Here is a 19,588-nt window from a genome sequence, read left to right on the forward strand (position 1 = left end):
CAGGCCATGATATCTATTTTAACTAGATCAAGATAAACATCATTCCATTAGTTTTACTTTTTCCAATTATAACATGAACTTTTTCATCTCGAAATGTATCTAAGCTTGTAAGAATAAACCGAGACTATTCTAAGGGGTACTCTTTTGCTGAATCTTTTACTAACAGAAAGGGTTCTTAAGTGGTGACGAACCAATCCAACGAATTTAAGTGGACATTTTCTATGTGGACCAATATCTTATGGGTTGCTCTAGGAGGTGCTTTAGGCACCTTACTGCGCTATGGGATTAATCTATGGGCTCTTCCTACAGGTTACCCCATTGGCACAGTGCTGGAAAATATCATAGGAAGTTTTCTGCTGGCTTTTTTAGCGGCTCTTTTTATCTTTTACAGTCACCATGAATGGTTTCGCTTAAGTGCTGGCGTAGGCTTTTGCGGTAGTTTGACAACCATGTCCACTTTCTCTGCTGATACTTTTTTGTTAATTGCGCGAGATGAAGCTTTACTAGCCTTGCTTTATGGTGGCACAACTTTTATCGGTGCATTGTTCAGTGCTTTTCTAGGCCTTTATCTAGGGCGGTATTTAATAGATTGGTTAAAAGTTAAGGGACTGAATGAAAGAGAGTAAATCAATGAACATAATGGTTTGGTTAATGGTGAAATTGAAAAATTAATCAAAAAGGATACTAAGCCATGAAGCTACTATTATTAAGCTTAGGAGGCGCAATAGGTGCCGCTTCTAGGTATACTTTAGGCCTTTATCTATTACAATTTCAAGAAGAAGCAAAGCTTCCTTTGCCTATGCTTATAGTTAATTTACTTGGCTCGGCAGGCCTTGCTTTTTTTCTAGCTCTTTATTACCAAGACTATCCCTTAACGCTTTATGATGATAGCCTATATCTTGCTGTTGTAGTCGGTTTTTTTGGCGCTTTTACAACTTATTCGACTTTTTCTGTAGAAGCGCTCTCTTTGCTAGAAAAGAAAGAATATAAGCTATTTCTTCAATATGTAGGTCTTTCTCTCCTAGGATCTATCTTACTTTTTACTGTTATCTTTTCATGGGCTGTATAACCACATGGGTAAAAGTATGGTCGAAACAGATCATAAAAAAGGAGTGTGCTCTCTATGACTGAACAAAAAAGTAAGCAAGAAGAAGCTACATCATTCTCACTAGAAACGCTTCGGCAAGCTTTTGAAGATCGGGCTACTTGGTTTTATCTCTTACTGAAAGAAGCAGAAGGTAGAGGTTACGATGCTGAAGCAATAGCTCAAAGCGCTATCTACAAGTATGGTGTTGATAAAGGCAAAAAGATGACTTCTACTGATGACTTAAATGAATTCTTAGTTCAATTTGCTAATCCTGTGACAAGAGAAGTCTTTGCCATGTCTGTAGCGGAGATGAGTGATGACCATCTAGTTATTGAGTTTCACCACTGCCCTTTAGTGAAAGCCTGGCAAGATCGTCATGGTGCTACAACTGAAGAGACAGATAAATTTTGTCTGTGGGCTGTGCAAGGTGACTATGGTCTTATGTCCGCCTTTCCTAACATAGAGTTCACACCAGAAAAGCGCATTGGTGCAGGTGATAGCTATTGCAAGATGGTATTTCGGAAAAAAGATAAGTAGAAAAAGGATATGTCAATAAAAATATAATGCTGTAGATTAGATTCCGATTATGTTAATGATGAGGATAGAGTCAAAAAGGAAGATAAAGTATTGCAGAAAAAACTGAAAGATACTATAATTGTAAGCAAGATTAAAAAATCAAGCAGTCAGAGAAGACTGCCGACCAAAGACGGTTACACAAAGGTAAGGTACTTTTGTGTGACCGTCTTGTTTTTTAAAGAAAAAAAGGAGTGGTTTCTATGAAGAAGCATGCTTTATCCCTAGCTTTACTAATCCTGGCAACTATCGTTATTACAGGTTGTACAGCCTCTACGGTAATTATGAACCCTGTCCAAGAAAGCTGGGCTAGTTCACAAAAAGAAGAAAAGCTTTATATTGCCGCCGCTGCAGACTTAACTAAAGCCTTTCAAGAATTGGCAGTACAATTCAAAGCTGATACAGGCATAGCTACAGAAATCTCTTTTGGTTCTACGGGCACTTTCGCTATGCAAATTGAAAATGGAGCCAATTACGATGTTTTTGCCGCGGCAAATATAGCTTTTGTAGATCGCTTAAGAGAAAAAGGCTTAACAATTAAGGATACACAAAAATTATATGCTCAGGGGCGCATTGGTTTAGCTACGTTGAAAAAAGAGGGGCTTGAAATAAAAAGCTTAGATGAACTTATCAATAATGACAAAATCGGTAGAATTGCTATAGCAGATCCTTCCCATGCTCCTTATGGTACAGCGGCAAAAGAAGCTTTAGAACATAGCGGCCTTTGGGAAGCTTTGAAAGGTAAGCTTGTCTACGGTAAAAACATTCAAGACACATTAGTTCTTCTAGAAACAGGAAATGTCGATGCCGCCATTATTGCTCTTTCTATCTATAATCCTGAAAAAGTTAATTTTCTTTTAATTGATGATAATTGGCATAAACCATTGAATCAAGCAATGACAGTAGTGCAATCAACAAAGCAAGAAGAAGCAGCTCGCTTATTCGTGGACTATGTAATGAGCGACAAGGGTCAAGTAATTATGAAAAAGTACGGCTTTGTTCTTCCTGAATAAAAAAAAGTCGCTAACTAAAGGAAATGAAAAATATATTCATAGCTAAATAAAAAGGCAATGAAAAAAGTAGAGAATTAGAGGTATGAGAAAAGCATGAAAGAGGAGGGGAAGTAGCAATGGACAATATGGACTTATTTCCCCTGATGCTATCTTTTCAAGTTGCTTTTATCGCTTCTATTATAGGACTTATTATTGGCTTGCCTATAGCATGGTTACTTGGAAAATCTAAAGGACGCTGGGTAGAAGTTGTGGACTCCTTACTTACCTTGCCCATGATCTTGCCTCCTACTGTACTCGGTTATTATCTTCTTGTCTTGTTAGGGCGCAACAGTGTCATAGGTCAATTTTTTGAATCCTTAGGCTTACCACTTATCTTTACTATACGAGGCGTTATTATAGCGGCTACCGTTGTTTCAATTCCTTACTTTATCAAAACTGCTCGTACAGCTATAGAAGGTGTATCTAAAGACTTACTTGATGTAGCTAGAGTTTTAGGCCGTAATGAAGTGGAAATATTTTTCCATGTTATCTTGCCTAACGCCTGGCGAGGAATAACTGCTGGTATTGTTCTAATGTTTGCTCGAGCCTTAGGCGACTTTGGTACGACCTTAATGGTAGCAGGTAGTATTCCTGGCGTAACTATGACTATGCCCATAGCGATTTATAATGCTATGTTAGCAGGGGAGCAAGGAAAAGCTAATACACTTGTCTTAATAATGACCATTACAGCCTTCATAGTGCTTATTGCGATCAATCTTTTGAATCGAAAAGTCTGGAGTGATCAGCGATGATCAAAGCCCAAATCACAAAAAAATTACCTTCTTTTGACTTAGAATTGCAATTTGAGATTCCACAAGGAGCAGTGTTAGGCCTTTTTGGTCCTTCCGGTTGTGGCAAAAGTATAACCTTGCGTTGTCTCGCTGGATTATTAGAGCCTGATCAAGGTTTCATCAAAGTAGGTGAACAAACATTTTTTGATAATAAGCAAAAAATATTTGTTCCTGCTAGAAAACGTAAGATCGGTTTTTTGTTTCAAAACTATGCTCTTTTTCCTCATCTAACAGTAGAAAAGAATATCACTTTTGGACTGAAAGACTTGCCGAAAGAAGAGCAAAAAAAGAAAGCCCATTCCATATTAACGAAAATGCGCTTAGTAGGTTTTGAAAATCGTTATCCTTTTCAATTGTCAGGAGGACAACAGCAACGGGTTGCCCTTGCGAGAACCCTAGTAACTGATCCAAGTCTATTGCTATTAGATGAACCTTTCTCAGCACTAGATAGTCAAGTAAAAAGCAAGCTAGAAAAAGAAGTAATAGAGCTAAAAAATGCTTACTCCGGCACTATGATTCTAGTATCTCATAGCTTAGAGGAAGCTTATCGCCTCTGTAGTCACATTGCCGTAATGGAAAATGGTCGAATATTACAATTTGGCAGTCGTGATGAGATCGTACATCAACCAGTCAATCGGACAGTAGCTCGCTTTGTAGGAACAAAGAATATTTTTGATGGCTCAATTATAGCACGTAACCAAGATTATGCTACTTTGCGCTTAAGGAGCTATCCTATTGACTTAAAAGTCCCCAATCCTAACTTTGATAACACTAAAGTATCAGCAGGTATTCGGCCTTCTAAGATTAGATTATTCAATGCTAATGATGGTGAACTTAAGCAAAGAGAAAACACGCTACAAGCTAAGATAGTTCAAAATATTATTGAACCTGATGGCCAGAAGCTTTTTCTAAAATTAGATATCCCCTTTGTAGAAGCACCAACTGCTTCAACACAAGCTATACAAGAGTACGACTTGCAAGTTCAGGTCGCAAAAAGTGAAAACCTTGATGACAGTAAAATCTATCATCAAGGCGAATCCTGCTATATACAAATGCCTGTTCAAGCTTTTGCCTTATGGCCTACTTAAGTAATTGAGATCTAGACTTCAACGAGAAATAATGCGTCTATTATAAGATAGATAAGGCAATAGAGCAGAAGCAACTTCTTCTGCTTTTGAGGAATAGGGAAGATCGACACCTTGCTTACGCAACAGCGCTACAAGTTCAAGCAGTGCTGGTGGCTCTAAGTCTGCTTCTAATAACAATGGAATATTTAGCAAGGTCTCTTCAGGCTTACCTTGGCCAATGAAGCGACCTTTTTTTATAATATATACCTTGTGAGCTAACTCAGGTAACATAGATAAATCATGAGAAGTAAGCAAAATAGCCGTGCCATACTTTTGATTGATCTTACGCAACATCTCAATAAGAGCACTTTTGCTTTTTATATCAAGTCTAGAAAAAGGCTCATCAAGAATAAGCAGTTGCGGATTCATAACGATGGCACCAGCTAAAGCTACTTTTTGCTGTTCACCACCGCTTAAGTAATGGGGAAGTTTTTCATGTAGATGACCGATAGAGAGATCTGCCATGACACTTTCCACTCGTTCAACTATTTTCTCTTCGGGCCACTTAGCATTATAAAGAGCAAAAGCAATATCATCCCATACAGTGGGGCCGAGCAACTGCTCCTCTGGAGATTGCAAAACCATACCAAGCAAGTGGCGAATTTTCTTAATCTCTTTGCGTGGATTAACTCCAAAAACTTTTACTGATCCAGTATGGGGAGTCAACTGACCTATAAGATGGTTCAATAATGTACTTTTGCCGGAGCCATTACTCCCTAAAAGAGCCACAACTTCACCTGGCGCAATATTAAAGTCCAGACCGCCAAACTCAATAGTTGTGTGATCGGGGTAACGATGAACAAGCGATTCAATCTCTACGATTGTTTTCATGGTAACACCGCCATGACTAAATAAATTAACGATGTAATATAAAGGGGAATGTCAATTCCTTGAAAAGATTTTTCTCTTTTACTATTAATACCGCCTTCATAGCCTCGAGCAATCATCATCCAATAATTTTTTTCGTTTAGATCGATGGCTTTAACAAAAGCTAAACCAAGAAAAGATCCCATATTAGTAAGCTTCCGTTGTAAGGAATAACCTTCCATAGCACCGCGTAAGCGTAAGGCACTTAGTGTTTCTAGAATTTTAGATAACAAAAGAAAAAAGGCTCGATAAGTAAGAAGAAATATATCAATTAGTACAGAAGGAGCAATCTTGCTAACTGTTGCAAAGATTTTTATGTAAGGCGTTGTTGTAATCAGCGTTAGTAATAGAATTACTGCAGTAACTGCTCGTAAGACAATTACTAGAAGCTCTTCACCAGCAAAACCAAGAAAAAAAGCACCATAAATTGTACTAAAAAAGAGGGGATATATATAGATGTAAAACTGCTTCAAAATTGAAAAATTAACTACAAAATGCAGAAATAATAACAGAGGTAAGGCTAAGCAAGCAAGTAGATAAACATTATGAGCTAGCAATACAGCTATAAGTAAAATTAAGAGGCACCACAACTTGCAAGAAACACTCACTTTATGAAGATAACTTTTTCCTGAAACGGCCAGGAAATCTACAGATGGTAAATTCATTTACTCACGGCCTCTTCACTTAAAGTCTATAACATCTCTGTTCTGCTGGCGATCTCTAGCTTATTTATGGATTTCTTCATCTTTACGGTCTTTATATCCTTGAATCACTTCAAAAGTTCTTTTCCCATTGTTTGTATCAATAGAATTATAACCATCTAAAGTCAAACCTAAATGAGCAACTAGCTCTGGCTTTAACTTGGCTAAATATTTTGCAATCACAGTGGAAACAATTGACTCTAGTATTGCACCAACGAGAGCAATAGGCAATATGATCTGAAGAGACCAAAGCATGACACCACTGGCCAGTTCATGTCCTTTTTCTAAGTAATCGCCAAGTATTAGTGGTTCTGTAGTTAAAGCTGCCAAAAAGACCACAAAAAGCATGAAAAAGGTTGTAAAGATCAAAGAAATTAGAACGGTAGAGAAAAGGGCTATAAAGGGCTGTAACATTTTACGTAAGGCAGTAAATAAATAATAAGCTAAGAAAGCTTCAAATCCTAGAATAAGTGTATTAAGTCCAACAACAGTAATACCACCATGTCCGATAAGGCTTAAAAAGCTATTAACGACAAAAATAGATATAAAAGCATACCAGGGACCAATGAGTAAACTAACTAAGACAGCTAGATTCATGTGGTAATGAATAAAGCCCAAAGGAATAGACATAGCAATAATCATCAAAGCGGAGAATAGAGCTATCAGAGAAACTTTCTTAGCAAAGTGTTCTTCTTCTTTTAACTTTTTTAGGGCTGGAACTAATATAGTAGCTGTAATTATAAGACCAAGTACAGCGAACCAAAGGGGTAAGATGCCATCGGGAAAATGAAGATGAGTCATGATTGAATCCTCCTAAAATCATCTGTCCCATTGATAAATATTATCACAATATTAAAGGAAAAGTAAGGTATTTTTAAATATAGTTGCAACCTATAAAAAGTATGTAATAGTTGTCTAAAAGCAATAAAAAAAGACCATTAGGACGGGCAAAACTAATACCCCTAATGGTCTTTTTTTGTTAACTTAATTTTACATAACCAGTATATTTACAGATAGGACAGACTGGTAAAGCATCACCGTCTTCAAGGTCGGCTACAAATCGGCACTTCTCACACTTGTAAGAGCCTTTGCCTGGTTTTTCACCTGCTGATGGCATCATCATCACCTCCATAATAGTAACATTTCTATAAAATAAGTACGAATCCTTTTCTTTAAGAAATATTTTTTACAAGATTGTTCTAGATTTTCCATAAATCTTTCTTGCACTCCATAAAGATTTATAGAGAAAATTTTAACTGTTCACAAAAAGAGCTTGCTTACATATAATTGAGAATACTTTCAATGCAAGGGAGGCGCTGGATTGAGAATAAAGTTGAACATAAATCCAGAGGCTCAGTTGGCCAATCTCAAAAATAGTGCCTGGTTGCCTTCAAAATTACCTGAAACGATTAAAAGTGCTAAAGCATTAAGAAATGATAAAACAAAAGAGAAGAAATTATCCAAAGGAACGGAAAATACTGTTAAAGAAATCAATAACGAAGCAATAGAAGAAATTCTAAAAGAATTAAATTGCCTTGTAGGACTTCAGGAAGTAAAAGCATTAATCCATGAGCTTAGATCTTTTGTAGAAGTAAGAAACATGAGAATTCAAGAAGGATTATCAAACGAGTCCATGGCATTACACATGATTTTCAAAGGTAATCCAGGTACAGGAAAAACAACCGTATCTAGAATTGTAGGAAGACTTTTTAAGGAGTTAGGCGTTCTTCCAAAAGGTCACGTAATTGAGGTAGAAAGAGCAGACCTTGTAGGCGAGTACATTGGACATACAGCGATAAGAGCAAGAGAACAAGTAAAGAAGGCACTTGGTGGTGTACTATTTATCGATGAAGCCTATTCATTGGCTCGTGGTGGAGATAAGGATTTTGGAAAGGAATGCGTGGATTGTTTAGTCAAAAGCGTTGAAGATTTTCGTGACAACCTTATTGTTATTTTATCTGGTTACAAAGATGAAATGGATATTTTCTTAAGAACCAATCCGGGGATTCGATCTCGCTTTCCTATTCAGCTAGAGTTTCCTGACTATGAAACAAAAGAATTACTGGAAATTGCTGAAGCAATGGTTAAAGAAAGAGAGTATCTTTTATCTGGTGAAGGAAAGCTGGCTTTAGAAAGATACCTAAATGAACAAGAACGCATAGGACACCCTCATAGAGGCAACGCACGATTGGTTCGTAACATTATTGAAAAATCAATTCGTAGACATGCAGTTCGATTACTAAGCACAAATAATGAAAAAAAGTTTTCTCGTCAAGAACTAATAGTATTAGAAAGACAAGATATAATCGAAGGTTGTAAACAATGTTGTGAAGAAAAAGAGATCTCCCAATAGAGAGATCTCTTTTTCTTATATTATCGATGCTTCCTTGCTTATCAGGAAGATGAAGACGTGGAATTTTTAGCAGTACCACGAAACTTATGAATCCATTGGAAAAGATAATGATCTACCCCATATCGGTAAGCGTGAGCGCCAGCAAAGAGCAATACTAATGTAACGATTAACATCTCTGGGTTAGAGGAAGATGTACCAGCCCAAAGGAAGTTCAGGTTCATAGTAAAACCGCCTAGTAGCGCAATGGTCGTAAGACCACCCACAATTAAACCTAAGCCAGCCAATACTTCAGCAACAGGAATTAGATAAGAGAAAAACTCTGCATTGGGGATAGCGAATGCCTCGATGAAGCTGGCATACCAGCCTTTGACTTCAGGCTTAGCACCTGTCTGAGCTTTTTCTAATACACCATTAAAAAAGCCCATAATCGCTACAGGTGCGTTTTCACCTGTCCATGCCGGACTGAATAATTTACCCCAGCCACTAGACAACCATTGATATCCGAGCCAGAAACGGAGTACTGTCCAAAGTGGTACAAGTCTAGGTTCAGAAAGTAATTGCCGCAACATTTACAAAACTCCTTTTCGTAAAAAAATAGTAATTGCGGATTCTATAGAATGGTTGCCTGTATATGTTAACATATTATTCGTTAAAAAGTTGAAACTTTTTTATAATTTACACCATGTAAATGTTGGATATATTGCATATAAGGGACTCCAAGTCTTTGCCGAAATAGAACACATTTCTTTACCATAGAACATATGATAGGGCTATATTACGAAAGGATTGAGCAATATGTATAAGCCTTACAAACCCTATCCATGTTCTCACTGCGCTAAAGCACCAATATATTATCCATACCGTAGGAACTATGATTATGGAAGTTATCCCTATCAATACGGATACAACACACCAACCTATTGCCACCCAGAACGAAGACCAATGATTAGATTAAAAGATTATGGACCTAACCCCTTTGTAGTTAATATAGAGGAGGCTACAAAACAAAACCAAACTTTTCGTACCGCTTTATGGACAGGTGAATACCTACAACTTACCTTAATGAGCATCAATGTGGGAGACGACATAGGTTTAGAAGTACATTACGACCATGATCAATTCCTTCGTATTGAAGAAGGCGAAGGAATTGTGAAAATGGGTGATAGAAAAGAAAATTTGGATTTCCAAAAACGAGTCTATGATGACTATGCCATATTTGTCCCTGCTGGCAAATGGCACAATTTAATTAATACAGGCCAAAAACCACTCAAATTATACTCTATTTATGCGCCACCAGAGCATCCACGTGGCACAGTTCACAGAACCAAAGAAGATGATGTAGGGCATCATGGATATTGAATTTCTTAAGTACTAACAAGATATCATCTCCTAAAAATCAATAGCTATAAAAACCTCTTAGAATAGCAAAAACTGTTTAAGAGGTTTTTTTATAGCCCAAATTCCAGATAAATGCAATTAAATAACATTACTTACAAAAGCACACAGGACGTTGGTCGATTTTTTTGATATAATAATCTATAACATAAAGGGGTTAAAGTAAGTAGCATAAAAAGGTATTAACTCCAAAATAATATATAGAAAGGGTTTGCGCTATGAGACTTAAGAACAAGTTGATGCTCCATGTGAAAAACATTTGTTCATCACAAGATCGCAAAAAGCATGCCAAAAGGTTCTTTGCACAGTCAAAAAGTGCTTTCCGTGCAAGAGCAAAAAGCAACAACCACAAAAAGTAGGGGTGTAACTGATGATCAAGAAAAGAATCGCCAAAAAAAGAGAAAAGGCCGCTTTTTTAGAAGGCGAAGCTAAAGAAATGTTTATTGCTGATGCTAAGGCCACTCGTCGCATAAAAAGAAAGCTAGAACAGGTAGCTCGCAGGCAACAGCATAAAGAAGAGCAAAGTCGTTACCGCATTATAATCAATAATGCCAAGATGTTTGTTACTAACGTAGCTAACGAAGAAGAAGCTTTGAAAAAAGCATCAACTCACCGTACTTATAAAGAACAAGTTAGACTTGCCAAAAGCGCAGGTCGAGAACCTCAAGTTACAGTTGAATTAGTAGAAAAAGTAGCCGATTAAGGCTACTTTTTCTTATAGTAAACTAAGTTAATGCAAAAAAAAGCACCCTCCATCTTTTTGAAGATAGTAGGGTGCTTACCTTTATCCTTTAATTAATAGAACCCATTACAGAGCGTTACGGAAAATCTGAATGATATCGTTAAGTCTAGCTTGTCGAGGGTTAGTAAAAGAGCAAGCGTCTTTCATAGCATTTTCAGCCATAATCTGTAAGTCTTCCTCTTTAACACCTAATGCTGACAAGCCTGAAGGAATACCAACATCAGTAGAAAGCTTACGAATAGCCTCAATAGCTTTATCAGCAGAATCTCGAGTAGATAAGCCGTTGACATTCTCGCCCATAGCAATAGCGATGTCGCGGAATCTCTCGGTACTAGCAATTAAATTAAAAGATTCAACATGAGGTAGTAAGATGGCATTACAAACACCATGAGGTAAATTATAGAAACCACCTAGCTGGTGAGCCATGGCATGGACATAACCTAGAGAAGCGTTATTAAAGGCCATGCCAGCAAGGAATTCAGCATAGGTCATAGCTTCGCGAGCTGAGTAGTTTGATCCGTTAGCGACAGCGGCTCTTAAGTTTGTAGCGATAAGCTCAATAGCTTTAATTGCACAGGCATCGGTAATTGGTGTTGCAATAGTGGAAACATAGGCTTCGACGGCATGGGTAAGTGCATCCATACCAGTAGCCGCTGTTAGTCCAGGAGGCATACCTAGCATCAAGTCGGGATCGTCAATGGAAACAGTCGGGGTAACGCGCCAATCAACAATCGCCATTTTTACTTTACGAGATGTATCAGTAATAATACAAAAACGAGTCATCTCAGAAGCCGTACCAGAGGTAGTATTAATTGCGATAAGTGGCATAATTGCTTTAGTAGACTTGTCCAGACCTTCGTAATCACGAATAGAGCCACCATTTGTAGCAACCAAGGCAATCCCTTTGGCACAGTCATGAGGTGAACCACCGCCGAGAGAAACAATTACATCTGCATTAGCTTGAGTTAAAGCCGCCAAACCTGCTTCAACATTTAAGTCTGTAGGGTTAGGCTCTGCACCATCAAAAATAGCACAACCAATACCAGAGCTCTCAATGATATTTTTAATATGATTAGCTACACCTAATTGAACAAGATCTTTATCGGTTACGATAAGAGCTTTTTTTCCACCTAAGTTTTTTATGCGCTCACCAGCAAGTTGAACAGACCCTTTACCCATAAGATTTACTGTTGGCATAAAGAAAGCACGTACATCTGACATTTTGATCTTCCTCCCAAGTATAATTAATGAGTAATTGAAACAAGAAAAAATTTTGTGGTATCAAGGAGAGGAATCAATGGGGCCTGGTTCCATATGTACTTGTTATTTCATATTATAAATAAATAACCAGAAAGCTCAAGCAACCTAGTTATTGTTGATAATAATAACAAGCACAATGCGTTTTCTATACTATAGATAGCTTCTAAAATCAGAGCATAATCAATTTTAGATACTAAGGTATTTTTGTACCTAAAGGCCCTTTTTATTCAAAAACACTTAAGCCAGTCTGCCCTGAGAAATCTAAAGCAGACTGGCTTAAGTGTTACTGTACGCTAGGGTAATTATTTAGAGTAATTTATCTAGATGAATCTGGCCCATTCCTCAAGGGGCTTGCGTGTCCTAGGAGCACTATCTTTTGCTTTGGTTTCTTCATCTAGATCATCAATAGAACCGGGATAACCTATGAATATAACGCAAAGAACTCGTTCCTCCGTTGAGATATCAAAAGCACTTTGAATAGCTTTCTCGTTCCAACCAGCAGTAGGATGGCTCATTAAACCAACTTCTGTTGCTTGGATAAGAAGATTTTGCACTGCCAGACCACAATCAAAAAGATAATATTCTCTACCCGCTAAGTTCATATCATCTTTGGGATTAGATGATACAATCATAGCAAGCGGAGCTTTAGTCGCCCAGTCGTTACCAGGAGCTATTGCTGGTGCTAGCTTTGCTTTTCCTTCTTCACTTTGCACAACTGTGACTCGCCAAGGCTGATTATTGCGGCAAGAAGGTGCCCAGCGTAAAGCTTCCAGTAATTCTTGCACCACTTCTTGTGGTACTGCCTTGTCAAGATATGAACGTTTGCTTTCTCTTTTCATAATTGCAGGTACTATAGCCATTAGTAAAACCTCCTATCTTAGCAATTATTCTTCGACAATACACAAAAAAACACCTTTTACTTTGCAATAGCTTCTTTACAATTATCAGAGATGATATTAAAATTAAATGACTTCTTTAGTTATATTACATATCATGGAGGGATTTTAACTATGGCTCATAGAATTCGTTTAGATGAATGTATCGCCTGTGGTGCTTGTGAAGACGTATGTCCCGCAGGATGCATCAAGGAACAAGAAGATGGAAAGCGCTACGTTGTTGAAGAAGTTTGTGTAGATTGCACACTTTGCGTACAAGCCTGTCCAGTAGACTGTATTGACAAAGTCTAATAAGCAAAATCTAATACATATAAGGTACAACTAAATTAGAAGTAGTAAAACCTCTGCTAATTAGCATCGCTAGAGCAGAGGTTTTTTCATTGCTAGAAAAAGCAGACAATAGAGTTGATAAATTACCGAAAATTGACGATAGCTAGGCAATTCTTTCGAAATATGGTATCATTAACCCGCACTATGTGCTCCTTACCGAAGGGAAAGGAGCTTATTTTTGTTATATTTCTGGAGGACATAGAACATAGATGACCACCACAGCGAACCAACTTTTTAAGGATTTAGTCCAAAAAGGTAGACTTTCTTCTACCATTGCGGAAGTTGCCTCTCTAACTGCCATTGATGTTGCACCTGTAATTGAGGAACTGTCAGGATTACGAGATTACCATCAATTGCGCATGCTAGAAAGCTTTCAAGAATCCCGCGTTTCAGATTATCATCTTGGTGTATCTACAGGCTATGGTTATGGCGACTCAGCACGAGATACTTTAGATCAAGTAATGGCGCAAGCCCTTTTTGCTGAAAGTGCTCTAGTCAGAGAACAATTTGTATCAGGGACCCATGCTATCGCGGCGGCCCTTTACGGCCTATTAAGACCTGGCGACGAAGTTATCTCTGCTACAGGCTTGCCTTATGATACTTTGCGTGAAGTAATCGGTATAGATCAAGCTTCTGGCAGTCTACAAGATTTTGGCATCACCTATCGACAAGTGGACCTAAAACCAGATGGCTCAATTGATTTACCGACCTTGTTAGAGCAAGTTAGCCCGCGGACTAAGTTGGTTATGTTCCAACGCTCGCGAGGCTATAGTCTAAGACCTTCTTTGTCAGTAGCAGAGATTGGACAGGCTTGTCAGACTCTTAACCAACGCCATCCTCATGTGCTCACTTTCGTTGATAATTGCTACGGTGAACTAGTAGAAAAGTTAGAGCCAACAGCTTTAGGAGCTCACCTCATCGCTGGATCACTGATTAAGAACCTTGGCGGAGGCTTAGCTCCAACAGGTGGTTATGTAGCAGGCAAAGCAGAACTAGTAGAAAAAGCAGCAGGACGCTTGACGGCACCTGGCATTGGCGCTCATGTTGGTAGCAGTCCCGGAGGCCGTAGACTTTATTTTCAAGGTCTTTTTATGGCTCCTCAAGTAGTTTACGAAGCCTTAGCTGGGGCTATTTTTGCCGCTCGCTTATTCGAAAGACTTGGTTTTGCCGTAACACCTCGTTACGATGAGCACAGGAGCGACATAATACAAGCAATCACTATTGGAACAGCAGAAGGTGTTGTTGCTTTTTGTCAGGGCTTACAACAAGCCTGTCCTGTTGACGGTTTTGTCTTACCAGAACCAAACGCTATGCCAGGCTATGCCGATCCTGTGATTATGGCTGGTGGAACTTTTATTCAAGGCGCCACCAGCGAACTTAGCGCCGATGCACCTATTCGCGAACCCTATGCTGTCTATTTTCAAGGTGGACTAAGTCAAACCTTCGTACGCCTTGGAGCTGTAATAGCGGCGCAAAAATTATATGATCGCGCTTTACTACCTTAAACCTTATACTATTTTAATAGAGAGGATAAGGAGGTTAGACTTTTGTATGATCTCTGGTTGATTGTTGCTATTGTAGTCATGTTTATCGGAGCATTGGGAACTTTCTTACCTGTCATTCCTGGCATACCCTTGATTTTTCTAGCCATGGTCGGTTATGGTTTTTCTGAGGGCTTTGTGACCATGACACCTCTATTTTTGCTAGTAAACTTACTAATTGTCATAGTGGCTGTAGCTATTGACTATCTTGGCACAGCATGGGGAGCTAAACGCTTTGGAGCTTCCTCATCAGGTGCTTGGGGCGCTGTCATAGGCGGCGTTGTTGGTTTATTAGTTTTAGGGCCACTTGGCATTGTGGCAGGTCCTTTTCTAGGAGCTGTAATTGGAGAATTAATGAAAGGTCGTTCTATCGACTTTGCTATCGAAGCAGGTATTGGAACGATGATCGGCTTAGTCGGTGCCACGGTAGTTCGTTTATTTATTGCTTTTGGTATGATTGTTGCATTCATATGGAGAATATGGTGAGCATAAACTTTTTATAATCGAAATTTTTTTGCTCAAAAGGGGGAAAGGTTTCTTTGATGAAGAAAAAGGTGGCCCTGCTCTGTGGAGGGCGTTCCGGTGAACATGAAGTATCACTCGTATCAGCCAATTCAGTTGCAGGTGCCTTAGATAAAGCAAAGTATGAAGTACTTATCGTAGCTATCGATGGCCAGGGCAAGTGGTGGCTTGGTGATGACGTAATCGAGAAAATGCAAAAAGATCACAAGCCCTACGGAGAGCCTGTCTATATGCTTCCTGAACCAGGGAGGCAAGGACTTTTACGCTACACAGAAAAAGGCTGGGCAGAGATCGCCGTAGATGTCTTTTTCCCTGTACTTCATGGTCCGAACGGAGAAGATGGTACTATACAAGGTCTTTTCGAACTGGCCAATGTACCTTATGTAGGCTGTGGCGTTCTCGCCTCAGCTTGCGGAATGGATAAAGGTGCCATGAAAAGCCTATTCGCACAAGCAGGTCTACCTCAAGTACCCTATTCTATAGTGCATCGCTCTCAATGGGAAAAAGATGTTACTTCAATAATTGAAAATATAGAAAAAAATCTAGCCTATCCTCTTTTTGTGAAACCTGCCAATATGGGTTCTAGTGTTGGTGTCTCTAAAGCGAGTAATCGTGAAGAACTGCAGAAGTCTTTTGCAGAAGCACTGCTCTACGACCACAAAATTGTAGTAGAAGAAGGCGTTGATGCTCGGGAGATTGAAGTAAGCGTACTCGGGAATGAAGAAGTATCTGCTTCTATTGCAGGAGAAATTGTTCCTTGTAATGATTTTTATGACTACAAAGCTAAGTATGTAGACAATAAATCAAGCTTATTAATTCCTGCTCCCCTTTCAGAACAGGAGATGGCTCTATTCCAAGAAATGGCCATAAAAGCCTTTAAAGCCATCGATGGTACTGGTCTTGCTCGTGTAGACTTTTTCATGGATAAAAAAAGCGGTCAGATCTTGATTAACGAACTTAATACCCTGCCAGGTTTTACTTCTATTAGCATGTACCCAAAACTTTGGGAAGCTTCAGGTCTTAATTACAGCGACTTATTAACAAAGCTTATTGAGCTAGCTACAGCTAGATATGAGGTAAAACAAAAGTTAAAATAATAAAAAAAGCGCTTCTCATCATCAATTAAAAAGATAGAGAGGCGCTTTTTTTTGCTTTTTTAAGGCTTTAACTTAAGAAAGCTTACGTATGACAGCAATGACTTTGCCAATCACGTTCACTTCCTTCATTAATATAGGATCCATTTCCTTGTTAGCCGGTTGAAGCCTATAATGATCTTTTTCTTGAAAAATTTGCTTTACCGTCACATCTTCACTAAGCCAGACGACGACGACATCACCATTTTGAGCTTCTTCTTGCTTTTGAACAACGAGCAAATCGCCATCATAGATACCTGCTTCAACCATGCTCTCGCCACGATTAGGGATCATAAAAACTTGATCAGTCTGAATGAAATCATAAGGTAAAGTAAAAGAGCCGTCTCGATTCTCACTTGTAAAGAGAGGCTTACCGGCTACAATTTTATTTACTTTAGGCACTTCAACCAAAGTTTGCTCACAATTAGTTCCATTATTAAAGAGAACCTCTATGGCTCTTGGTTTAGAAGGATCACGTCTTATATAGCCTAGCTTTTCTAAACGATGAAGATGACCATGTACGGTGGAGCTAGAGCTTAAGCCAACCGCTTCGCCAATCTCGCGTACCGAAGGTGGATAACCACGCCGTTGCGACTCATTACGTATAAATGCAAGAATATGCTTTTGACGTTCACTTAATTCTTTTCTTTTACTATTACTTTGCTCCACCATTATAGATTGGAACACCTCCCGGGACATTTCGCCCTATCCAGCCAACATTATAGCATAGTATCAAAATTCTTACATCCATTTAGATTAATAATTCTTACATGCAATCAGATAGATGAAGGAATCTTTTTTAGGTCGTATGACTTTAACATAGATGCACAATATAAAGGGGAACAAAGATTGAGGATTGTTCTTGCTATGAGGAGGTGAAACTGGTGACAACTGTCACCAGAAGTAAGGTGAACATTTATAGTGAACGTAAATATTTCCCTAGAGTTGCATATTTTTGTATGGAATATGGACTACATTACAAGCTACCTATTTACGCAGGAGGTCTAGGAGTTTTAGCCGGTGACTATATTAAAGCGGCTCATGACCTTTCTTTACCTATGGTAGCTCTAGGTATCTTATGGAAACAAGATTACACGGAGCAATTTATTGGTGAAGACGGCCGACCTTATGACGTCTATCCAGATTTTCAATTTGACAATGTACAAGACACCGGTGTGACAGTACAAGTTAACGTGCGTGGCGAAAATGTAACTTGTAAAGTTCACAAAGTAGAACAATATGGCAATATACCCTTATATTTATTAGACACTAATTTCCCAGGCAGTAAGCACGGTTGGATGACCAGAAGACTCTATGGTGGCGAAGATCAAGATAGACTAGCTGCCGAGGTAATCTTAGGCGTAGGTGGCGTTCGTGCCTTAAGAGCCTTAGGAATTAACGTAGATATCTATCATATGAATGAAGGACACGCTGTCTTTGCCGGTTTTGAACTTATTAAAGAGAAAATGAATAAACGGGCTCTTTCTTTTGAAGATGCTTGGGCAGAAACAAGAAAAGAAATTGTCTTCACAACACACACGCCTGTAGAAGCAGGAAATGAAATTCACAGACACGATTTACTTTCCTTTATGGATGCTTATAACGGCTTAACGTATGAACAAGTTAGAGAAATTGGTGGCGATCCCTTTAACATGACAGCGGGAGGGCTGTCTCTAGCCCATGTATCTAATGCCGTATCAAAACTCCATGGTGTAACAGCGTCGAGAATGTGGAAAAATGTGCCCCGTGCCTCTAACATTATTTCGATTACCAATGGTGTTCATAACTATACCTGGCAAGATAGTCGTATTCGTCAAGCTTTTGAGCAAAAAGGCGACCTCTGGAAAGCGCACATGGATAACAAAAATGAGTTTATCCAATTTATAGAGAACAAAACGGGTAGCCGTGTTAATCCTAATGCCTTGCTAGTCGGCTTTGCTCGTCGCGCGGCGCCTTATAAAAGAAGTGATCTAATCTTCCGAACTACAGAAATCATTGAACCTTTGTTGCGTGAAGGCAAGATACAACTAGTCTTCTCCGGAAAAGCTCATCCTAAAGACGGCATCGGTAAAGATATTATTCAACAACTTGTGCTTATGGATCGGAAATACAAAGACAGCGTTATCTTCATCGAAAATTACAATATGGAAGTAGCTCACTATATGATCCGCGGTTGTGACGTCTGGCTTAATAATCCAAGAAGACCACTTGAAGCTAGTGGTACTTCAGGAATGAAAGCGGCCATGAATGGCGTGCTTAACCTAAGCGTCATTGACGGCTGGGTAGGAGAAGGTCTGCAACATGGTGTAAGCGGTTGGTTAATCAACCCACAAAACACTGGAAACTTACAAGAGTGGGAGCAAGATGAGGGCGATTTAAGAGAGCTTTACCACGTACTCCTGAATGAAGTAATCCCAACGTACTATAACAATCAAGAGTTATGGGTAGAGATGATGAGAGCAAGTATCGATATGTCACGTTGGCATTTTTCATCTCATCGCATGATTCGAGAGTACTATGAGTTAATGTACCAGGTAACAAAGGATATCCAAGACGGTAAAGAAGAGTATCGTTACAGCAATGTAGAACATGCTATACAAAATCCAGTAGAAGAGCATGGTAGACACATGCCTTACCAAGGCTTTTATCCTTAATGTAAATAAGATTCATTACGAGTTTATTAGATAAGCAAGCTACAGGATAAAACATCTACACAGAAAAGAGGCATCTATTCCTAGAGAGGGGGTAGGTGCCTCGGACTTTGACACTTTAGTTTACATAATACAGTTATCTAGGAAATGACAAGAAGTTTTTAGAGGTTTTAAGATATTTGGATATTCAATTGCTATGGAGTCGGAAAAAAAGTCTAGAAGCTTTTTAATCATATGGTCTGAGGTTTTATCAGTTAACCCTAGTGAGCCTTATATATATGGTTTCCTGTATTTGAGCTTACGACTTGGAAATTCGGTCTTAAAATCGGTCTTAACTGTTAATTCAGCTGTCTTTTTACGATAAATCTGACTCGGGATATTAAGTTTTGACTTAATTAGTTGTGTGGTTCTTGTCTAAGCTTGAGATACATTGATATTGGCATTTGGTAGTTCATTATTGTTTATGGCAGTGCATTGAAAGTGATGCTGTAAAAGATATTTGATGGCAAAAGATACTTAACTTATAGATAGAATCATAAGTGGCGCTTAGATAATTCGTAGGTTAGT

At 38.7% G+C, this 19,588-nt stretch carries 22 protein-coding genes; 14 read left to right on the forward strand and 8 right to left on the reverse strand.

Annotated elements, in window-relative coordinates; all coding sequences use genetic code 11:
- Window positions 1–221: 221 nt before the first annotated feature.
- The 6 genes from F9B85_RS00525 (at window position 222) to F9B85_RS00550 (ending at window position 4,591) form a co-directional block, all read left to right on the forward strand.
- Window positions 222–626, forward strand: coding sequence for a fluoride efflux transporter FluC (locus tag F9B85_RS00525; RefSeq protein ID WP_151617663.1), 405 nt, complete (start codon window positions 222–224; stop codon window positions 624–626).
- A 65-nt stretch (window positions 627–691) separates the two neighbouring features.
- Window positions 692–1,069, forward strand: a complete 378-nt coding sequence (locus F9B85_RS00530) for a fluoride efflux transporter FluC (protein WP_151617664.1) — start codon at window positions 692–694, stop codon at window positions 1,067–1,069.
- Between the two features lie 54 nt (window positions 1,070–1,123).
- Window positions 1,124–1,624, forward strand: a complete 501-nt coding sequence (locus F9B85_RS00535; RefSeq protein ID WP_151617665.1) for an L-2-amino-thiazoline-4-carboxylic acid hydrolase — start codon at window positions 1,124–1,126, stop codon at window positions 1,622–1,624.
- Between the two features lie 239 nt (window positions 1,625–1,863).
- Complete coding sequence (gene modA / locus F9B85_RS00540) at window positions 1,864–2,673, forward strand: molybdate ABC transporter substrate-binding protein (protein ID WP_151617666.1); 810 nt, start codon at window positions 1,864–1,866, stop codon at window positions 2,671–2,673.
- Window positions 2,674–2,789: 116 nt separating this feature from the next.
- Window positions 2,790–3,464 carry a molybdate ABC transporter permease subunit gene (gene modB, locus F9B85_RS00545; protein WP_151617667.1) on the forward strand — a complete coding sequence of 225 codons (675 nt, stop codon included), beginning with the start codon at window positions 2,790–2,792 and terminating at the stop codon, window positions 3,462–3,464.
- Complete coding sequence (locus F9B85_RS00550; protein WP_151617668.1) at window positions 3,461–4,591, forward strand: sulfate/molybdate ABC transporter ATP-binding protein; 1,131 nt, start codon at window positions 3,461–3,463, stop codon at window positions 4,589–4,591. Before modB ends, F9B85_RS00550 begins: the two co-directional genes overlap by 4 nt.
- Before the next feature lie 18 nt (window positions 4,592–4,609).
- Here the strand turns inward: F9B85_RS00550 and F9B85_RS00555 are convergent, their stop codons facing one another.
- The 4 genes from F9B85_RS00555 to F9B85_RS00570 form a co-directional block, all read right to left on the reverse strand.
- A complete protein-coding gene (locus tag F9B85_RS00555; RefSeq protein ID WP_151617669.1) occupies window positions 4,610–5,461 on the reverse strand; it encodes an energy-coupling factor ABC transporter ATP-binding protein in 852 nt (283 codons plus the stop codon).
- Window positions 5,458–6,162 carry a CbiQ family ECF transporter T component gene (locus tag F9B85_RS00560; RefSeq protein ID WP_151617670.1) on the reverse strand — a complete coding sequence of 235 codons (705 nt, stop codon included), beginning with the start codon at window positions 6,160–6,162 and terminating at the stop codon, window positions 5,458–5,460. The genes F9B85_RS00555 and F9B85_RS00560 overlap by 4 nt, the downstream gene beginning before the upstream one ends.
- A 60-nt stretch (window positions 6,163–6,222) precedes the next feature.
- On the reverse strand, window positions 6,223–6,999 hold the full coding sequence (locus tag F9B85_RS00565; RefSeq protein ID WP_151617671.1) for an energy-coupling factor ABC transporter permease: 777 nt from the start codon (window positions 6,997–6,999) through the stop codon (window positions 6,223–6,225).
- A 178-nt stretch (window positions 7,000–7,177) separates the two neighbouring features.
- Window positions 7,178–7,315, reverse strand: a complete 138-nt coding sequence (locus F9B85_RS00570) for a zinc ribbon-containing protein (RefSeq protein ID WP_170270055.1) — start codon at window positions 7,313–7,315, stop codon at window positions 7,178–7,180.
- 204 nt (window positions 7,316–7,519) lie between these two features.
- Between F9B85_RS00570 and F9B85_RS00575 the strand changes: the two genes are divergently transcribed.
- Window positions 7,520–8,551 carry an AAA family ATPase gene (locus F9B85_RS00575; RefSeq protein ID WP_243138018.1) on the forward strand — a complete coding sequence of 344 codons (1,032 nt, stop codon included), beginning with the start codon at window positions 7,520–7,522 and terminating at the stop codon, window positions 8,549–8,551.
- A gap of 41 nt (window positions 8,552–8,592) precedes the next feature.
- Here the strand turns inward: F9B85_RS00575 and F9B85_RS00580 are convergent, their stop codons facing one another.
- The gene (locus tag F9B85_RS00580) at window positions 8,593–9,120 is read right to left on the reverse strand and encodes a DoxX family protein (RefSeq protein WP_151617673.1); all 528 of its coding nucleotides are present in this window, start codon (window positions 9,118–9,120) and stop codon (window positions 8,593–8,595) included.
- 226 nt (window positions 9,121–9,346) lie between these two features.
- Here F9B85_RS00580 and F9B85_RS00585 point away from each other — a divergent pair, with 226 nt between their 5' ends.
- Window positions 9,347–9,910 carry a cupin domain-containing protein gene (locus F9B85_RS00585; RefSeq protein WP_151617674.1) on the forward strand — a complete coding sequence of 188 codons (564 nt, stop codon included), beginning with the start codon at window positions 9,347–9,349 and terminating at the stop codon, window positions 9,908–9,910.
- A 406-nt stretch (window positions 9,911–10,316) separates the two neighbouring features.
- Entirely contained in the window at window positions 10,317–10,649 is a 333-nt protein-coding gene (locus tag F9B85_RS00590; protein ID WP_151617675.1) for a hypothetical protein, read from the forward strand.
- A 105-nt stretch (window positions 10,650–10,754) separates the two neighbouring features.
- On the opposite strand, the gene F9B85_RS00595 is transcribed toward F9B85_RS00590, so the two are convergent.
- Complete coding sequence (locus F9B85_RS00595; protein ID WP_151617676.1) at window positions 10,755–11,909, reverse strand: iron-containing alcohol dehydrogenase; 1,155 nt, start codon at window positions 11,907–11,909, stop codon at window positions 10,755–10,757.
- A 359-nt stretch (window positions 11,910–12,268) separates the two neighbouring features.
- Window positions 12,269–12,808 (reverse strand): nitroreductase family protein, encoded by a 540-nt coding sequence (locus F9B85_RS00600; RefSeq protein ID WP_151617677.1) that lies wholly within the window; start codon window positions 12,806–12,808, stop codon window positions 12,269–12,271.
- Between the two features lie 150 nt (window positions 12,809–12,958).
- Between F9B85_RS00600 and F9B85_RS00605 the strand changes: the two genes are divergently transcribed.
- The 4 genes from F9B85_RS00605 to F9B85_RS00620 all read left to right on the forward strand — a co-directional run bounded on the left by F9B85_RS00605 (window position 12,959) and on the right by F9B85_RS00620 (window position 16,334).
- Window positions 12,959–13,135, forward strand: coding sequence for a 4Fe-4S binding protein (locus tag F9B85_RS00605; protein WP_151617678.1), 177 nt, complete (start codon window positions 12,959–12,961; stop codon window positions 13,133–13,135).
- Between the two features lie 248 nt (window positions 13,136–13,383).
- Window positions 13,384–14,679 carry a methionine gamma-lyase family protein gene (locus tag F9B85_RS00610; protein WP_151617679.1) on the forward strand — a complete coding sequence of 432 codons (1,296 nt, stop codon included), beginning with the start codon at window positions 13,384–13,386 and terminating at the stop codon, window positions 14,677–14,679.
- 42 nt (window positions 14,680–14,721) lie between these two features.
- Window positions 14,722–15,201, forward strand: a complete 480-nt coding sequence (locus F9B85_RS00615; protein WP_151617680.1) for a DUF456 domain-containing protein — start codon at window positions 14,722–14,724, stop codon at window positions 15,199–15,201.
- Between the two features lie 56 nt (window positions 15,202–15,257).
- Window positions 15,258–16,334, forward strand: coding sequence for a D-alanine--D-alanine ligase (locus F9B85_RS00620; RefSeq protein WP_151618319.1), 1,077 nt, complete (start codon window positions 15,258–15,260; stop codon window positions 16,332–16,334).
- Window positions 16,335–16,406: 72 nt separating this feature from the next.
- Here the strand turns inward: F9B85_RS00620 and lexA are convergent, their stop codons facing one another.
- Window positions 16,407–17,042, reverse strand: coding sequence for a transcriptional repressor LexA (gene lexA / locus F9B85_RS00625; protein ID WP_151617681.1), 636 nt, complete (start codon window positions 17,040–17,042; stop codon window positions 16,407–16,409).
- Between the two features lie 212 nt (window positions 17,043–17,254).
- Between lexA and glgP the strand changes: the two genes are divergently transcribed.
- Window positions 17,255–19,024: an alpha-glucan family phosphorylase gene (glgP, locus tag F9B85_RS00630; protein ID WP_279237694.1), complete on the forward strand. Its 1,770-nt coding sequence runs from the start codon at window positions 17,255–17,257 to the stop codon at window positions 19,022–19,024.
- Window positions 19,025–19,588 lie beyond the last annotated feature (564 nt).

The organism is Heliorestis acidaminivorans, from assembly GCF_008933955.1.
GTDB classification, from domain to species: domain Bacteria; phylum Bacillota; class Desulfitobacteriia; order Heliobacteriales; family Heliobacteriaceae; genus Heliorestis; species Heliorestis acidaminivorans.

Bases quoted from the DNA above. Each gene is read 5' to 3' on its own strand.
- F9B85_RS00620 (WP_151618319.1), top strand. From the start codon at position 15,258: ATGAAGAAAAAGGTGGCCCTGCTCTGTGGAGGGCGTTCCGGTGAACAT.
- F9B85_RS00605 (WP_151617678.1), top strand. From the start codon at position 12,959: ATGGCTCATAGAATTCGTTTAGATGAATGTATCGCCTGTGGTGCTTGT.
- F9B85_RS00585 (WP_151617674.1), top strand. From the start codon at position 9,347: ATGTATAAGCCTTACAAACCCTATCCATGTTCTCACTGCGCTAAAGCA.
- F9B85_RS00550 (WP_151617668.1), top strand. From the start codon at position 3,461: ATGATCAAAGCCCAAATCACAAAAAAATTACCTTCTTTTGACTTAGAA.
- F9B85_RS00610 (WP_151617679.1), top strand. From the start codon at position 13,384: ATGACCACCACAGCGAACCAACTTTTTAAGGATTTAGTCCAAAAAGGT.
- F9B85_RS00535 (WP_151617665.1), top strand. From the start codon at position 1,124: ATGACTGAACAAAAAAGTAAGCAAGAAGAAGCTACATCATTCTCACTA.
- modA (WP_151617666.1), top strand. From the start codon at position 1,864: ATGAAGAAGCATGCTTTATCCCTAGCTTTACTAATCCTGGCAACTATC.
- F9B85_RS00600 (WP_151617677.1), bottom strand. From the start codon at position 12,808: ATGGCTATAGTACCTGCAATTATGAAAAGAGAAAGCAAACGTTCATAT.
- F9B85_RS00590 (WP_151617675.1), top strand. From the start codon at position 10,317: ATGATCAAGAAAAGAATCGCCAAAAAAAGAGAAAAGGCCGCTTTTTTA.
- modB (WP_151617667.1), top strand. From the start codon at position 2,790: ATGGACAATATGGACTTATTTCCCCTGATGCTATCTTTTCAAGTTGCT.
- F9B85_RS00560 (WP_151617670.1), bottom strand. From the start codon at position 6,162: ATGAATTTACCATCTGTAGATTTCCTGGCCGTTTCAGGAAAAAGTTAT.
- F9B85_RS00530 (WP_151617664.1), top strand. From the start codon at position 692: ATGAAGCTACTATTATTAAGCTTAGGAGGCGCAATAGGTGCCGCTTCT.
- F9B85_RS00555 (WP_151617669.1), bottom strand. From the start codon at position 5,461: ATGAAAACAATCGTAGAGATTGAATCGCTTGTTCATCGTTACCCCGAT.
- lexA (WP_151617681.1), bottom strand. From the start codon at position 17,042: ATGGTGGAGCAAAGTAATAGTAAAAGAAAAGAATTAAGTGAACGTCAA.
- F9B85_RS00570 (WP_170270055.1), bottom strand. From the start codon at position 7,315: ATGCCATCAGCAGGTGAAAAACCAGGCAAAGGCTCTTACAAGTGTGAG.
- F9B85_RS00525 (WP_151617663.1), top strand. From the start codon at position 222: ATGTGGACCAATATCTTATGGGTTGCTCTAGGAGGTGCTTTAGGCACC.
- F9B85_RS00580 (WP_151617673.1), bottom strand. From the start codon at position 9,120: ATGTTGCGGCAATTACTTTCTGAACCTAGACTTGTACCACTTTGGACA.
- F9B85_RS00595 (WP_151617676.1), bottom strand. From the start codon at position 11,909: ATGTCAGATGTACGTGCTTTCTTTATGCCAACAGTAAATCTTATGGGT.
- F9B85_RS00565 (WP_151617671.1), bottom strand. From the start codon at position 6,999: ATGACTCATCTTCATTTTCCCGATGGCATCTTACCCCTTTGGTTCGCT.